The sequence below is a fragment of the Paenibacillus sp. OV219 genome (assembly GCF_900110075.1).
Classification (GTDB): Bacteria; Bacillota; Bacilli; order Paenibacillales; family Paenibacillaceae; genus Paenibacillus_Z.
Genome location: NZ_FOCJ01000005.1, coordinates 215,649 through 232,232 on the forward strand (window position 1 = coordinate 215,649; position 16,584 = coordinate 232,232).

The following is a 16,584-nucleotide window of genomic DNA, read 5'->3' on the forward strand; positions in this document are numbered from 1 at the left end:
CACCTTGTCCTTTTCATAGTAGATTGACTGGAACGGATAACGGATTTCGATGCTACTTGAACAATTGTCGAATAATCTGGAGTGCAGTTTTACTTCTGCCATATCGGAGTGGAAGGTCAAATTTGGTCGTTTGGGAGAGAACACTCTTTGGGTGTGTGAAGCATTGAAAGGAATAAACTCCATGATAGGAGCCTGAGCCGCTGCTGCCAACACCGCCAAACGGCAAATTCGGATTCAAGAATTGAAATAGCGTATCATTGATGCCGCCTGTACCAAATGGAATCTCGCGAATGACTTGCTGCTTCACTTGCTTGTTTTCTGTGAATAGATAAAGCGCGAGCGGCTTTTCTTGCTTCTTAATCTGTGCAATAGCTTCATCGAGCGAATCATAGGTAAGAATCGGTGTGATCGGACCGAAGATTTCTTCTTGCATAACAGCATGATCCCAAGTGACGTTTGTCAGTATGGTCGGCGCTAGCATTCGTTTCTGCCGGTCTACTTCTCCCCCATAGTAAACAGTCGGTTCAGCTAGCAAACGTTGCAAACGGCTCAAGTGTCTATCATTAATGATGCAGGTGTAGTCTGGATTATCTAATGGTTGACTCGAATATAACTGAATCATTTCATCTCTCAAGCTCTCTCGAAATCGTTGCTCAACCGAGCGATGGACATAGATATAGTCAGGAGCGATGCAGGTCTGTCCCGCATTAAGCAGTTTCCCCCATGCGATTCTTCGGGCTGCAAGCGGGATGTTGGCACTCTCATCGACAATGGCCGGATTCTTGCCGCCAAGCTCAAGCGTAACTGGGGTGAGATATTGGCTTGCAGCGGTCATGATGATCTTGCCGATCGAACTGCTTCCTGTATAGAAAATGTGATCGAAGCGCTCCTGCAGAAGTGCGGTCGTCTCTTCAGCCCCACCTTCTACGCAGGCGATGTATTCAGACGGAAATGCGTTAGAGAGCAGTTTATGCAGCAAATCCGAGGAATGGACTGCAAGCTCAGAAGGTTTTACAATCGCGGTGTTACCGCCTGCGATGGCCCCAATTAGCGGCGTAATGGTCAGTAAGAAAGGATAATTCCACGGTGCGATAATGAGATTCACACCGTACGGCTCGCGATAAATGGAGCTGCTGCTGCCAAAATGCGTCAGAGGTGTTCTAACACGCTGTGGTTTCATCCAGCGTTTAAGATGTTTAAGCGCATGCGTTATCTCGTATTTGATGTAACCGACATCCGCGAAGAACCCTTCTAATTCGCTCTTGTTTAAATCTTCGTGAACGGCTTTCAGGATAAGCTGTTCGTTGTCTGCAACGAGCCGATATAACTTCTCCAGCTGCTGCTTGCGAAATGCATAGGATCGTGTGGAACCAGACTGAAAGAACGTCCGCTGGGATGCGACAAGCTCTGAATAGGTTGGATAGGTTGGCATCGATCCGCTTTACCTCCAATCAAGTATGAGATTAAGACTTCTTCGCAGCCTGCTTGGAATAGCTTTTCAAATACATGAATCTCATTAGCATACTCTCTAGCTGGTGGATCGGTTTGACTGGTCCGAACAAAGAAGCACCAATGAGCGCTTTACAGTTCTTCTCCAGAACCATCGCTACAGCGGTTGCATCACTTCTGGTGCTCCCACAGCATAAGGCACCTTCCCGATGGAGCAACACAGCAGAAGCATGTTTTAATGCACTCCGAATGCGTGGAGCATTCCAAGGCGTTACTGTCTTCACAGAAGTGCCCACTAGTTGTGCGAAATCGTCTAGTAGCGGACGAACGGTCAAATCAGCGTGCGACACGGCTGCTACACTTAAGGAATTCGTATGTACAATATAATTAATGTCGTTAAAAGATTGATAAATCTCGTTAAGCAGCTTCGCTTCCTCGGGCATCGACGAATGCAGCTCACCACTCTTCACTTCAATCGTTGCACCGTTGTTGAGCTTTAGTCTGAACCCTGAATCCGTCCTCTCGCTCTCGAAATAGAACCCGGATTCCATAGCTTCCGGCAACGGCTGAGGCTTACCCATTAGACGCGAGATGGCATAATAACTCAGCTCCACCAAATCACCACTGTTATTTCCGCTTAGATGATTGTACTGACTGTTGACATAGTCTGCACAAGCAGTCTCCAAGTCCGTAGCGACTTGGAACGCCTCATCATCACTTACACCGAAGCACAGCGCACCATGCTTTGCCAAAATAACAGCTTGACCACCTTTTCGCATTAACACCTTTGAAACTTTGCGAGCAAGCTTCGTCGTCGTCGGCAATGCGTATTCCGCACATATCACTTCGCCGCCGAGCAGCGGATATTCACCCACTACCTTCATCGCCTCTAACCCCGCAGCACTTACGACGGACGCATTCTCCTGATGAGTGTGAATGACAAAATTGACCTCCGGATACTGCTTATATACCGCCGCGTGCATCGCTTTCTCAGAAGAAGGCTTCACATCGCCGCTGTAGCTGCAATCTGCTATAGCCACTTCGACGATATCGTTTACCGTCATTTGCAAGTAATCTCTACCTCTAGGCGTAATGACGAAATGCGAGTCGCTTATCCGGCAGCTGACATTTCCCCATGTGCGAGCGATCAGCTTCGACTCGACAAGCTTCCTGCCTGCCTTTACTACTCGTTCTTTTGCTTCAAGCGTGTCCATATGCATGCATGAAATCCCCCAGCCTTAAGCGTTGTATTAGGCTTTAATAGCAACTTGCCCGAATACGCGGTCAAATCGGACCAACACATCATCTATCATTTCATCCGTATAAGCAGCGCTCGTATACAGTCTACTGCCTGCAAGTGTCACAATTCCTTCTGCCATGTAGGCCGCACCCATATGCTCCATCTCTTTCTTGCGTTCCGAGGTTGCTTTGAGCACGCCAGGTATACGCCACGGCTTCGACCAGTCGATTGCATAATGGAGCGTCCCTACCGTTTCGAGATGGCAGATGGAGCCCTGATTGAACGCAACGAATGGGAGCTTATGCTTCTCGATAAGCGCTTTCAATCCGCTAGTCAGTTTATCGCCCATTATACCTGCACGCTGAACCGCATTCGTTCGTTCCATCTCATCAAGCGTATAATAGCCTGCCACACAGCTGAGCGGATTCGCCGCCATCGTACCGCCGACGAGCGCCCTCTTGTGTTTGTCTCCCGACCCCAAGCCGGCTGACAAATATTTCATATATTGTTTCTTACCGCCGAGGCCTCCTGCTCCTGGATACCCGCCGGCAACGACTTTGCCGAACACAGTCAAGTCGGGAGATACGCCAAAGTAACCTTGCGCCCCACTCATTCCGATCCGAAAAGCAGTGACAACCTCATCAAACACAAGCAGTGCGCCATACTTTCGGCACAACTCTTCTACACCCTTGTTAAAATCGAATTCGAGCGGCCTCGTTCCGCTCTCTGGTCCGACCGGTTCGATCAGTACAGCCGCCGTGCCGCCGCGCAAACGATTAAACCGCAGCTTCCGCTCAAGGTCTTTCAAATCGCCGGGATAGAACTCCTGCGTGTACTTAAACATATGCCGCGGAACGCCATGTGCCTGCGTCCATTTGGAGCCGGGAATACGAATACCGTACGCCAACTGATCACTCCAGCCATGGTAGGCACCACCCATCTTAATAATATGCTTCTTCTTGGTCGCAAGTCTTGCCACTCTTATTGCAGCCATACACGCTTCTGTACCTGAGCCGAGCATCCGGAACATCTCAACCGATTCAATATGATCAGCGATTTTCTTCGCTAGCTTATATTCGTACTCATGGAATAAGCCCGTCGAAGGACCACAATCATTCAGCAATTCGATGACTTTGCTGCGGACATGAATGGGATTGCTGCCAAGCACAGTCGGGCCGCCTGCCTGCAGGAAATCATAGTATTGATTGCCGTCAATGTCGTAGAGATAGGCGCCTTCCGCCTTCGTGAATACGAGTGGAAACGGATGATTAAAGGCAAGATTATGCTGCACACCTCCAGGAATAACATGGACCGCCTCCTGAATCATGGCCTTAGACTTCGCGCACTTCTTCTCATAATATTGTTGCTCGTAGGCTGTAAGCGCTTCCGGTTTAATCGTATAGATGGGTTGTTTAATTAAGTCATCCAATTGTCTTATGATTGCAGCCGTATTAGGGTACTCTGAAATGCCATTTTTGTTATCCATATTCGCCCTCCACGTAGTATATCGGAAGTGGTTCAGCATGCATGCATGAGTCAGATGTGAGTGAACGTTCACTCACGACTTCAGTATAGTTGGCTATCGCCAGTTGTCAACAGAATTATCTGAATGATTGCAATAGTCGAATTATGTGCTAGAATGTGAGTGAACGTTCACTCACTGACTCGAGGTGTTCCTTATGCTTGAATCCTATTACACAGATTCTTTCAAGAAAATATCGCAAGAAAAGCAAGATAAAATATTAAATGCGGCCATTATCGAATTTGCTGAACACGGTTTTGACAGCGCTAACATAAATCAGATTGCCCAGAAAGCAGAAATTAGCGTCGGCTCTCTCTATAAATATTTTGGCAGCAAAGAAGAATTGTATCTCATGATCATTCGAATCGGAATTGAATCCACCAAGAAAGTGCTCGAGGAGATTATGTTGGGTGAGCAAGATTTCCTCAGCCGCATAGAACGGATCATAAGGACGATTCAGCTCCAATCTCGGGAGAATCTTCATCTAACGAGGCTATATAATATTATGGCAGCAGAGAGCAAATCCGAGCTAGCAGGCAGAATTGTGTCCGAGATGGAGAACGACACTGCCGGGCTCTATGCTTCGTTCATTGCAGAAGCACAAGCCTCCCACTCGATTCGAGCTGATATTCATCCGCAATTATTTGCTTTTTTTCTCGATAACCTCTTCATTACGCTGCAATTCTCCTATTCGAGCGATTATTACAAAGAACGGCTGCGGACGTTTGCAGGCATTGATATTCACGATCAGGATGAGCTTGTGGCAGAGCAGCTAATAAAGTTTATTAAGGGAGCTTTCTTCTTGAATTGAGTGAAATTGACCCATTCCGTGCGAGAGGATGCTAGAACATGCCTTGTTATGTGATTGCGTATGACGTAGGAACTACTGGGATCAAGACCTGTCTCATTGAAGTTACGGACACGATTAAGCTGGTGGCTTCCGCAACGGAGCACTATAAGCTATATGTAATGGAGAATGGCGGCGTTGAGCAGGAGCCTCAGGATTGGTGGGATGCGATGTGCATCACAACGGAGCGCGTACTTGAGAAATCAGGCCTCCCTGCCGGAAGTATTCAAGGGATATCGTTCTGTGCCCAGATGCAAGGGCTCGTTCTCGTCGACAAGCACGGTGTTCCGCTGCGGCGTGCCATGAGTTATATGGATCATCGGGCGAAGCGTGAGCTGAAGGAAGGTATCGCGAATGGCTTGCAGATTGCTGGAGCGAATGTCTTCAAGCTGCTCAAATCATTGGCCATTACTGGCGCCGTCGCATCGAGCGTCAAAGACCCGGTCTGGAAGTACAAATGGGTGCAGCGTAATGAGCCTGCCATATTCAGCAAGGTATTCAAGTGGCTTGATGTGAAGGAATATCTCATCTGCAAATGTACAGGTGAGTTCATTATGACCCAAGACAGCGCATTCGCTGCCCTGCTCTATGATACTCGTAAAGGCAAAGAGTGCTTTAGCGAAGCGGTGTGCAGTATGTACGGTGTCGATATGACCCACCTCCCTCGCATCGTCCGTAGCACTGATAGGGTAGGAGGCCTCACGAAGGAAGCTGCATCCCAGCTGAATCTGGCGGAAGGTACTCCTGTGTTCGGCGGCGGCGGCGATGTTTCGCTCATTGGTGTAGGTGCTGGCGCAGTCGAGCCTGGCAGCACACATATTTATTCGGGCACATCCGGCTGGGTATCAACCGTCGTGAACCGTCAAGTCGTGGATGCATCGGCGATGATTGCTGCGATTGTAGGTGCGAATCATGGGACGTTCAACTATTTTGCAGAGCTTGAGACTGCTGGAAAATGTTTGGAATGGGTCAAGGATCATCTTGCGCTCGATGAGATCAACATCTATCTGGAGAAGAAGCATGTGTCGGAGGCTTATGAATCGCATTATGAAAGCCTATACGATTACATGATGGATGCGATAAAGAACGTACCTGCCGGCAGCAACGGGGTTATCTTCACGCCATGGCTGCATGGCAATAGATGCCCTTTTGAGGATGCCAATGCGCGCGGCATGTTCTTCAACATTGGACTCGAAACCGGGAAGACCGAGATGATTCACGCGGTGCTCGAAGGGATTTGTTATCACCTCAGATGGCATCTGGAAGCGCAGGAGAAGAAAGTGAAGACGTCGCCCGTGATCCGTTTCGTCGGCGGCGGTGCACTCGCTCCCCTCACCTGCCAAATGCTGTCCGATATTCTCGGCCGCGATGTTGAGACCGTCGACAACCCGCATAACGTTGGAGCTGTCGGCGCGGCGATCGTTGCAGCTGTTGGCCTTGGTTGGATTGACAAGATCGACGACGCCAAGAAGCTGATTAAGGCGAGTGTGCGATACACGCCTAATCGAATGAATAAAGCCATACATGACAGGAACTTCAAAGTGTTCAAGGCGTTATACAAGAACAATAAGAAAGACTTTCTACTGCTTAATGCAAGCAAGTAAGGCGCCTCTCAGCATGATCGCGCATCGCTCACCACACCTTATCGCACAAATCGGAGTCCGAGAGACCATATAAGTTCTCTCAGCTCCGAAACCAACTATATATGCCGCCGAGAGATCAAATACGTGCTCTCAGCGTGAAAAACCACTATGTATCGCACAAATCCGAGCCTGAGAGACCATATATGTTCTCTCGGCTCCGTAACCAACTTTATATGTCGCCGAGAGATCAAATACGTGCTCTCAGCATGTGAATCCCTCGCTCGCCCTGCAACCCTCACTCATAATACCAAACATGCTCCTTTGTATAGCCGCCCCAAGCGATGAGCTTGTTCCCGTTGATATCATAGAAATGAAATGCCCAGCCGCAGCCGAGATCTCCTTCGATTGGACTAACCGTAATTCCGGCTTCGACTAACCGGCTGTGAAGCTGTTCGAGATTGGGAATCCTCTAACAGACGCGGACGCGGTAATTGTCCGCATTCTTTACATACCAGTAGCTCGTTTCATCTGAGTGATCAGGGTGAAACAAACAGATGCGGCAACCTGATTCGAGCCTCAATTCTGCTATGCCAAGCACGGGTTAAACTAACTCGAAGCCTAAATAATCCACGTACCATTTTGCCGACTGCTCAATGTCTTTGACCGGAATTTCGAGCGTAAAATCTTTGACGACCTGCTGTTTCACGCTTGTCTGTTCTGCCATTACGATCCACTCCTATAATTGGAAATTTATCACATAACAACTATATTCGCGTGTTGTAATACGGCTTCCTCCTGATCTCTTCAATTAAAAAAGCAGCCGATCCTCATTAGAGATCGACTGCTTGCATAACAACTATCTAATCGTGGAAATCAAGTCCCGAATGAACTTCCTTCACATATTCCGCGCGGATGCAGAAGTCTCCGAAGTGCTCGCCATCCTTACGCTCCTTCGCATACTGGAGCAGGATCGGACGCAGTTCACTCAGAATTTCGTTCTCGCCAATATTCTCGCGGAACAGCTTGTTGAGCCGGTTGCCGGCAAAGCCGCCGCCCAAATACATATTGTATTTGCCAGGCGCTTTACCGATGAACGAAACCTCCGCCAAAGCCGGTCGGGCGCAGCCGTTCGGACAGCCAGTCATTCGAATGACGATCTCATCGTCGCGCAATCCAGCTTCTTCCATCACCAGATCGAGCTTATCGATCAGCGTAGGCAGATAACGCTCCGATTCCGCCATCGCGAGGCCGCAAGTCGGCAATGCGACACAAGCCATCGAATTACGCCGCAGCGCCGAATAAATCGCTCCGTCCGTCAGCTTGTAGGTCTCAATAAGCTGATCGATTTTCTTCTTCCGCTGGCTGGATACATTCCCGATAATGAGGTTCTGGTTAGGCGTAAGACGGAAGTCCCCTTTATGAATCTTCGCAATCTCGCGCAGCCCTGTCATCAGCTGATAGCCGCCGTCATCCTTCACACGGCCATTCTGTATAAACAACGTATAATGCCAGTTGTTGTTGCTTCCCTTCACCCAGCCGTACCGATCTCCATTATGGTCAAAATGATACGAACGAGCTTCTTCTAGCTTCCAGCCCAAACGCAGCTGCAGCTCTTGAATAAACCATTCGAGTCCGCGATCGTCAATCGTATATTTGAAGCGCGCGTGCTTGCGAACCGCACGGTCTCCGTAATCCCGCTGAATCATAACGGTTTTCTCCGCAACATCAATCATCTGCTCTGGCGTAATGAATCCGATCGTACGCGCGACCTGCGGATACGTCTTCGGATCACCGTGCGACATACCCATGCCGCCGCCGACCACAACATTGAAGCCGAGTAACCGGCCATTCTCATGAATGGCGATGAAACCGAGGTCTTGAGAGAATACATCGACTTCATTCGCAGGCGGAATCGCGATGCCGATCTTAAATTTACGTGGTAAATAGACTTTGCCGTAGATCGGTTCCTGTTCGACTCCGTCATCACTGCTTGCAACCTTCTCCTCGTCGAGCCACAATTCATGGTAAGCCCTTGTATGCGGATCAAGATGGTTACTTACCCGTTTTGCCCACTCATAGACCTCTTCATGTACTTCGGACAGATAAGGGTTCGGGTTGCACATCACGTTACGGTTAACGTCACCACAGGCAGCAAGCGTGTTAAGCAGCTCCTCATTCACTTCTTGGATAACCTGTTTCATATTCCATTTGATTACGCCATGCAGCTGGAATGACTGCCTTGTCGTCAACCGAATCGTATCATTCGCATACTTCTGCGCGACTCGATCCATCATTAGCCACTGCTCCGGCGAGACGATACCACCGGCCGCGCGAACACGAACCATGAACTGATAGGCAGGCTCTAGCTTCTGCCGATTCCGCTCATTACGGACATCGCGGTCATCCTGCATATAGCTGCCATGGAATTTCATGAGCCGGTTGTCATCTTCCGAGATTGAGCCAGTTATCCGATCCTTCAAAGTCTCTTCTAGCGTTCCACGCAAATAATCGCTTCTTTCCTTGATCGCCTCTACATCGCTATGCGGTGCACTGTTCTTCGACAGCAAGTTATTGTCTGACATTCTCGCTAACCTCCTTAATAGACATCTCGTTGATAGCGTCTCTCTTGCTGCATCTTCGACAAGTACGCAGCAGCGTCCTCTTCGTTTAAGCCGCCTTCCTGCCTAATAATGGCTAGCAGTGTTGCGTGAACATCATGCGCCATCTTCTTCTCATCACCGCAAATATAGACAACGGCTCCCTCTTGCAGCCATTGATACAAGTCCTTACTGTGCTCCTGCATACGATGCTGGACGTACACTTTCTGATCCGTATCCCGCGAGAATGCGACATCCATCCGAGTCAGAACGCCTTCTTTCAGCCAGCGCTGCCATTCCACTTGATAGAGGAAGTCCGAAGCGAAATGCTGATCGCCATAGAACAACCACGACTTCCCTTCCACACCAAGCTCTTCCCGCTCACCTAGGAAAGCTCGGAATGGAGCCACTCCTGTTCCGGGACCAATCATAATAATTGGCGTCTCCGGGTTCGATGGCAGCTTGAAATTCGGGTTCTCTTGCACGAAGAGCGGCAGCTCTTGGCCGGATTCCAACCGCTCGGATACGAATGTCGAGCAGACGCCATAGCGGACTCTTCCCAGGCTCTCATAGTGCACCTTGCGAATCGTCAGATGAACTTCTTCCGGATAAGCTTTCGCACTGCTTGCGATGGAGTATAGTCTTGGAGGCAGTTTGCGCAGCTGAGCGGTGAACGCCTTAGCGCTTAGCCCCTTCAAGTCATAATCCTGTACCAGATCTAGCAGATCCCGGCCTCTGCAGTACGATCTGAGCTCCCCTTCTTGACCTGGCGCGAGCAGCTGCTTCAATCCGCTATCTGGGGCTACCTCTGCAAGCTGTTCAATTAACACAGGCGTAAGCACCGTAATCTCATAATGGCTTGTAAGAGCTTCCTTGAGCGGAATACGCTCTGAACTCTTCCGAAGAGGAACTTGTGCATCCGGCTGCCACTCCATCGCTTCAATCAGCTCATCGACGAGACGCGGATGATTCTGCGGATAGATGCCAACGCTGTCTCCAGGCTCATATTGGATGCCAGAGCCTTCTAATGAAATCTCGAGATGGCGTGTTTCTCTCTCAGCACCACGTCCGTTCAAGTTCAAATTCTCAAGCACATTCGCTTGAAAAGGATTGGATCTCGTATATTCCGTTTCCGTCGATTGTCCGCTCCGTTCGGCAGCAACACCGACTCCAGCTGCCGATACAGATACAGTCTCCGACGCAGCTGCGGACTGTCCCACTGCTTGCAGCACGCTCGTTAGCCACTCCTGCGCTGAGTCCTCGAAGTCGACATCGCAATCAATACGTGTAGCAATTCGCTTCGCGCCAAGCTCTTCCAGCCGAGTATCGAAATCTCTACCAGTCTTGCAGAAGAATTCATAGGATGTGTCGCCAAGCGCAAGTACAGAGAAAGACATTTCTTTCAGCTGTGGAGCCCGTTTGCTGTGGAGATATTCGTAGAACGAGATTGCATTGTCAGGCGGATCGCCTTCACCGTGCGTACTCACGACGATGAATAAATTCTCAATCTTCTTGAGCGTGTTTGGCTTAAAATCAATCATGGATGATAGCGTGACCTGAAGCCCTTGATCCTGCAGCTTGCCTGCAAGCTTCTTCGCCAGCTTGTGGCTGTTGCCGGTTTGCGAACCGAAGAGAACGGTCGCTTCCTTCGAAACCGCAACCGCCGGTGCACTCGCCGAAGGTGCTCCTTGCACTGCAACCGCGCCACCTGCTTGTAATCCAACCTGCTGATAAGCAGCCAAATAGCCGCTTAACCAAATCTTCTGTACTTCTGACAGCGTAGGAAGCAAGCGGTTCAGCAATTCAACCTGCTCTTGTCCGAATGGACTGTTCGTTACTTGCAGCATCTCTTTCGTACACCTCACTCAGGGTAATATGAATTATTCCGAGCATTCGGATATCAATTACAAACATTCATATATTTACCCTACCACGCCTTGCTCGTATGAACAACACAATTGATTTTATAACATTAATAAGGTATTCCAATAAAGCAACAAAAAAGCAACAAAAATGCAGCCGAAACGTGTGAGCGACTGCTTCTAGTAGCTTGAAATTATAATTTGCTAGCAGTCCCGTCCATTATGGCGGTCCTATATATCATTCACTCAGTCTATATTCGACTCAAAGCAGATCAGCAGTCAGGTATCTGACAAGACAACCGCCACATAGTCTAATACATGGAAGGTATGCGATATTTGACGGGGGGTTATGAAGCATGACGGCGGAAAGCACCTTTGAGGAAGGCGCACGATTCGAGCTCCGATTTTGGCTGCAGATTTTCGGGGATCATTCCAGGTTTATCCATGATAGCCTTGCTCCAGGAGAGACGATGGAGATTGCTCGTGCTCAGCATTTCATTCAAACCTTCGATCAGGTACTCGCTACAGCGCGGATGAACTTGTCCAGAGAGGGTATTGCTGCTTTGCTGCAAGTCGTCATTCCGCTAACCATAGAGCTGCGCACCTTTAAATTGCATCTGCTGCAGCGATCTCTCACAGGGAATATCGTCATCCACTTGTCCGAGACTTTTCTGAATCATAACGTCAATGAGCTTGAGGAAGGAATGCGTGTATTTGGAGCGTTGACAAACGGACAGCTGCCACCTCCGGGACCAGCTGTTCATCAGCATCTCGTATGGCTTCAAGATGCCATCGGACATTCCAGCAGCTTAGCCATCGAATTTGATCTTGTGGAGAAAGGTTGGATTAATAGAAGCACGGAATTCGATCGTTGTTTTCAAGCGTTGTATCTAAAAGCAATCGAGCTTGCGGGGTATATGCGAACAGGGCTTGCGGACTTCCCTGCTCTACGCAGATTTAATCAAGACGCCAATGGTGAGATGCGCCTATTCATGAAGTTTCTGACCGAAGTGCAGGAGTTCACGGCGAACAAAGAGCTGCTCGGTACGATGACGATTCTGCTTACGGACCATATGTACCGGGAGGAATGCTACTACTTAACGAAGCTGAGTCAAGCAGCGCATGGTCTCGCCCGCCCGGATTGCGATCCAACCAAGCCCAGAACCGAGAACTAAACAATCTCGCTTGTGCTCATTCCAATGAGTCACTTTTACTCTTCCGTTTTATTAGAGAGAATAGCAACAAGACCAGAGGAATAACAACCTGGAAAGGCAAGGAAACCCATGGCCAAAAATGCTTCTGAAACTCGATTACGTCCAGTTGATTCGGATGAAGAAACAAAGTTAACTCTAACAGCGCCAACCCGAGAGGTACAATGAAAATCCGATAATCTCGGCTCCCTACCGTCTGCGCTAATGCTAAAGCGGCAGCATAGAGACAAACACTTAGCATCATAAATTCACCAAACACCCAAACGATATACACCAGCGGCTCGATTCGTTCGAAGAAGTCCCCTACTGAAATGTACATTACGGTCGTATACGCGGGGAAAATTTGTGTGCTAGAAAGCTCCCCCATTACCATGACATTGAAGAAATGAGTTGAGATCAAAACGATACCGGCTATTCCGATAACAGTGAGGACAGTCTTTTTCACTTTCTCGGGGCGGTTAATGAATGGGATGATCATGATAAATAACACTGTCTCGCCCAGCGGAGAGGTTGAGATTTGTGCGGCTCCGTCCAGCACGGAACCCCAATCTGATTCAAATACAGGCAATAATAAGCTTGGATCCATTTCCGGTATCAATAACAAGGTGAATGATACAATTTGCAGAACGACAATGAGCATTAATAGAAGTGCGCATCTGCAAATCACTTCAATCCCTTGATAAGCAGCCCACGCCGAAATGGTAATCATAATCAAACCGATGACAACGCTCGGCGTTCGAGGTAGTAACACGGTTACGGTAAGATCTTCAAAGTTTCTCAAAACGTAAGCTCCCAGCTGGAAGCCGTATCCTGTATACAAAATCCCGATCGCTGTCCCGATCCAGGTCCCAAACAGGGTTTTGGCGATATGAATGACGGACTTTTGTGGGAATTTTCCGCACAGTGTCACATATATCCAAGCTATGAATAGCCCAGCAAGGCTGCCAATGATGGCAGAAATCCATGAATCATGTTCGGAAGTGTAACCGATGGGCAGTGACATGGAGCTTGCGACCATAAATACGAACATGAGAGCCCATAGCTCTGTATTTGAGATCAGGTTATTGAGTCCATAACTCTTCATCTGTTATTCCCTTCCTTATCTCCATCATTTCACTACATCCAATATCCATTTTTGTAAAATCATAGTGGGACTTGTGAGTTGAATCCCCATTGCCAAACATATACCGACAATAGTCGTTAGTGTTAAAATAAGCCCCACCACAACATAATCCCTTGTTCGCGCCATCTTTTTCATCAGCTTAAGTTGAACCCAGTAGAGAATGGCAACTAACAACGAGTACATCACTATATTCATCATTCGGTATTTACTGATGAACCAATCATGCCGGCTCTTCGCAAGTGGATTTCAGTATGTACGGTAATATCAGCTTTAGAAAATATCGTATCCCAATCCTGCCTCACCTTTTTCCACGTCCCATAGTGATATTGATGCACCAACAATCCAAATCCGAATATGTCGGATTTCCATTGTGTCTGTGCTTTCTTTATCGTGCGAAGGGTCTGCTCTTCAATGCGTTTATTAAGACCTTGTTCAATCTTGATTACACTTTCTGCCCTAGCAATATCCAGCTTGACCGTCGATTCTTGAAGCAATCCTTCTCCGCTTAGCTCAACATGAATCGTTGCTTTACCATCCTTGATAATCACCTTCACTTTCTTTCTCGCTTTGTTCATAATAACGCCGACACTCCCTCCAATCGTCGGAATTTCCTCGGCCAGATATTCATGCTTTAAATCACCTTTAACCCACCTGAGGCTTCTCGTTTCAATGTCATCCAGATATCCAACCAATTTGTAATCTTTCATTACGGCTGTCGACGACAGATGAAATACGGTTTGCTTCGGCTTCTCGCCTTCCTGTTGCTCCTTATTCTGTGAAAGCTTCTGAATTTCCACCGCGCCTAGAACAGGAACAATTCCATCTCGACCCTGGTTGATGAGAAAATCCCGAAACGTAACCGCTGTACCTACTTGTTTATACTCCAATTCACGAACCTCCTCGGACGGTATACGTTCGAAAGGATGATCCATTTTGATCAGTTCAATAGCCTGTTTCCCTTTGGCAACTACGAGGTAAGTACGCAGACGGGTTCCCGGATCTCTGGTGTAGTAATCCATAATATCTTTTATCCCTTTTTGGGCGAAAGATTCTCCAATGAAAACAACCCTGCGATGTCCTTTGAAAAATTTCCGCGAGAGCAGCTGTTGGCATTTTCGCTCTGCATCGTAAATATTGGTCCCTACGGCGGACAACACGAAGAACGTTTTGCCAAGGGAACCTGATGGAGTTCCTTTCGTAGCGGGGAGAGGGATCTGAATCGAAACAAGTAACCGGCCATCCTTGGTCATATCGAGCGAAGATGCCATGAAGAAAGCCACATCATTCATTTCCACCCTGTCCCAACAACTGCTTAATAGCGGGATATACATAAGCAGAAGAAGTGTCCGCACTTTATTGTTCAACCTGATTCCTCCTTTCGCACTCTACGGTTCTTGCCCTTTCGGTATACGGGTTTGGGCTTGGCTCTTCCCATCCAGCTGTGGGCGATAATTCATTGTCCATAACGGAGCTCGAAAAATAGTATCCTTTAGTCCCTGAAAACTAACGGGAGAAATAGGGAATAAATAAGGAACTCCGAGCGACTTGAGGCTGGCAAGGTGGATTAATATGCAAAGCATCCCTACCGTAATGCCGTAAAGACCAAACATGCCGGCAAGCAGAATCATGGGAAACCTCAGAATTCGAAAAGCAAACGAAAAATTGTACCGCGGGATGGCAAATGATGCGATTCCCGTTAATGACACCACGATCACCATCGGGGTTGATACGATGCCGGCTTGCACGGCTGCTTGTCCGACGACAAGGCCACCTACGATACTGACAGCTTGACCAATTTGCTTCGGCAATCGAACGCCGGCCTCACGTAAAGCCTCGAATGTGCTCTCCATAATTAGCGCCTCTACGATTGCAGGAAAAGGCACCCCTTCCCTCGCTGCGGATATGCTCAATAGTAAGTTTGTAGGAATCATTTGCTGATGAAACGTCGTCAGCGCCACATAGATGGAGGGCAAGAACAGGGCAATCATCATCAGCGCAAGCCGAATGATTCGGATCAAATTCGCAAACAGAACACGGTCGTAATAATCTTCTCCCGCCTGCAGAAATCCCCAGAACGACATCGGGCCGCTAAGCACGAACGGGGTTCCGTCGGTGAAGACCGCAACTCGCCCCTCCAATAAGGCAGCTACGACATAATCCGGCCGTTCCGTGACGAGATACTGGGGAAATGGAGAGAACGATCGTTCTTCGATAAATTGTTCGATATAACCCGATTCCAGCACACCGTCAATTTGAATGCGTTCGATTCTCGACCTAATTTCCTGAATCACGGCAGGATTTGCGATATCTTCAAGATAAGCGATCTCCACATCGGTTTGAGTAAGCTCCCCGACGGTAAGCGATTCAAATTTCAGCCGAGTGGTGCGTATTCTTCTGCGAATCAGACTTGTATTCGTTCGAATGCTTTCAGTGAATGAGTCGCGCGGACCACGAATCGTAGTCTCTGAAGAAGTCTGCTCGATCGACCTTGTCTTCCCTCCTTGAATGCTGAGCATGAGCGCCTCCGCCTCGGCCTCAATAATGATGGCGACATAACCTTTCAGTACATTTTGCACGATAATGGAAATATCCGAAGCTCGTTTCACTTGGCTGATGGTAATAAATTGATTTTGCAGAAATGTAAGAATGTCTTTCCTCGCCTCTAGCGGCTCGGATGAACTGCTTAACATAAGAGGTTTAAGCAGCGATTCGTCCAATTGTTTTTCTTCGATTAATCCATCTATATAGACAAGAAGAGCATCCTTCTGACCGCTGATCTGAAAGGAGCGGAAAACGACGTCGGAGCAAGATTGGAACATGTTCTTTAAAACAGCTTCGTTTTCTTCCAATGCGGCTGTCAGAACATGGCTCGTCGTGTCGTTCGCTTTTTCTTGGTACACTTTCGGCATAGGACAATCCCTCCCTCCGCAGGTAAAGAATGACAACAATATAGTTATGAGCATTCTGCATGGAAATTATGAAAAAACCTACTACTACCACCCTACCCTGTCCCATCACGCCACACCATGCTAACGAATCGTATGCACCTTATTCGTTCAAAATTTGCGCATAAAAAAATGTAACGAACCTCATTAACGCTATTCGCCACTATTACAGCCAGATAAGGCTGGTTTCAACGGAATAACGTTG

The 16,584-nt window shown here is 48.2% G+C and carries 12 protein-coding genes; 3 read left to right on the forward strand and 9 right to left on the reverse strand.

All coding sequences use genetic code 11. From position 1 onward, the window contains the following. Positions 1-52: 52 nt before the first annotated feature. From BMY11_RS14810 to BMY11_RS14820, 3 genes are read right to left on the reverse strand one after another with little or no spacing between them, the layout of a single operon-like run. The gene (locus BMY11_RS14810) at positions 53-1,432 is read right to left on the reverse strand and encodes an aldehyde dehydrogenase (RefSeq protein ID WP_090577386.1); all 1,380 of its coding nucleotides are present in this window, start codon (positions 1,430-1,432) and stop codon (positions 53-55) included. Between the two features lie 31 nt (positions 1,433-1,463). Continuing rightward, complete coding sequence (locus tag BMY11_RS14815; protein WP_090577388.1) at positions 1,464-2,669, reverse strand: class II aldolase/adducin family protein; 1,206 nt, start codon at positions 2,667-2,669, stop codon at positions 1,464-1,466. 30 nt (positions 2,670-2,699) lie between these two features. Next, the gene (locus BMY11_RS14820; RefSeq protein WP_090577390.1) at positions 2,700-4,175 is read right to left on the reverse strand and encodes an aspartate aminotransferase family protein; all 1,476 of its coding nucleotides are present in this window, start codon (positions 4,173-4,175) and stop codon (positions 2,700-2,702) included. A 193-nt stretch (positions 4,176-4,368) separates the two neighbouring features. On the opposite strand from BMY11_RS14820, the gene BMY11_RS14825 reads away from it, so the two are divergent. Together BMY11_RS14825 and BMY11_RS14830 are read left to right on the forward strand one after the other, a co-directional pair. Next, on the forward strand, positions 4,369-5,022 hold the full coding sequence (locus BMY11_RS14825) for a TetR/AcrR family transcriptional regulator (RefSeq protein ID WP_090577393.1): 654 nt from the start codon (positions 4,369-4,371) through the stop codon (positions 5,020-5,022). Between the two features lie 38 nt (positions 5,023-5,060). Beyond that, positions 5,061-6,662, forward strand: a complete 1,602-nt coding sequence (locus tag BMY11_RS14830; protein WP_090577395.1) for a xylulokinase — start codon at positions 5,061-5,063, stop codon at positions 6,660-6,662. 580 nt (positions 6,663-7,242) lie between these two features. On the opposite strand, the gene BMY11_RS28500 is transcribed toward BMY11_RS14830, so the two are convergent. From BMY11_RS28500 to BMY11_RS14840, 3 genes are all read right to left on the reverse strand, one after another. Further along, positions 7,243-7,365 carry a VOC family protein gene (locus tag BMY11_RS28500; protein ID WP_143069275.1) on the reverse strand — a complete coding sequence of 41 codons (123 nt, stop codon included), beginning with the start codon at positions 7,363-7,365 and terminating at the stop codon, positions 7,243-7,245. A 136-nt stretch (positions 7,366-7,501) separates the two neighbouring features. Continuing rightward, positions 7,502-9,223 (reverse strand): assimilatory sulfite reductase (NADPH) hemoprotein subunit, encoded by a 1,722-nt coding sequence (cysI, locus tag BMY11_RS14835; protein ID WP_090577398.1) that lies wholly within the window; start codon positions 9,221-9,223, stop codon positions 7,502-7,504. Between the two features lie 14 nt (positions 9,224-9,237). Further along, positions 9,238-11,085, reverse strand: a complete 1,848-nt coding sequence (locus BMY11_RS14840) for an assimilatory sulfite reductase (NADPH) flavoprotein subunit (protein ID WP_090577401.1) — start codon at positions 11,083-11,085, stop codon at positions 9,238-9,240. A 371-nt stretch (positions 11,086-11,456) separates the two neighbouring features. On the opposite strand from BMY11_RS14840, the gene BMY11_RS14845 reads away from it, so the two are divergent. Continuing rightward, entirely contained in the window at positions 11,457-12,275 is an 819-nt protein-coding gene (locus BMY11_RS14845; RefSeq protein WP_090577404.1) for a DUF2935 domain-containing protein, read from the forward strand. A gap of 16 nt (positions 12,276-12,291) precedes the next feature. Here BMY11_RS14845 and BMY11_RS14850 read toward each other — a convergent pair whose 3' ends face one another. From BMY11_RS14850 to BMY11_RS14865, 3 genes are all read right to left on the reverse strand, one after another. Then, positions 12,292-13,395 (reverse strand): GerAB/ArcD/ProY family transporter, encoded by a 1,104-nt coding sequence (locus BMY11_RS14850; RefSeq protein WP_090577408.1) that lies wholly within the window; start codon positions 13,393-13,395, stop codon positions 12,292-12,294. A gap of 233 nt (positions 13,396-13,628) precedes the next feature. Further along, on the reverse strand, positions 13,629-14,786 hold the full coding sequence (locus BMY11_RS14860) for a Ger(x)C family spore germination protein (RefSeq protein ID WP_256217534.1): 1,158 nt from the start codon (positions 14,784-14,786) through the stop codon (positions 13,629-13,631). Positions 14,787-14,819: 33 nt separating this feature from the next. Further along, a complete protein-coding gene (locus tag BMY11_RS14865; RefSeq protein WP_090577416.1) occupies positions 14,820-16,343 on the reverse strand; it encodes a spore germination protein in 1,524 nt (507 codons plus the stop codon). Positions 16,344-16,584 lie beyond the last annotated feature (241 nt).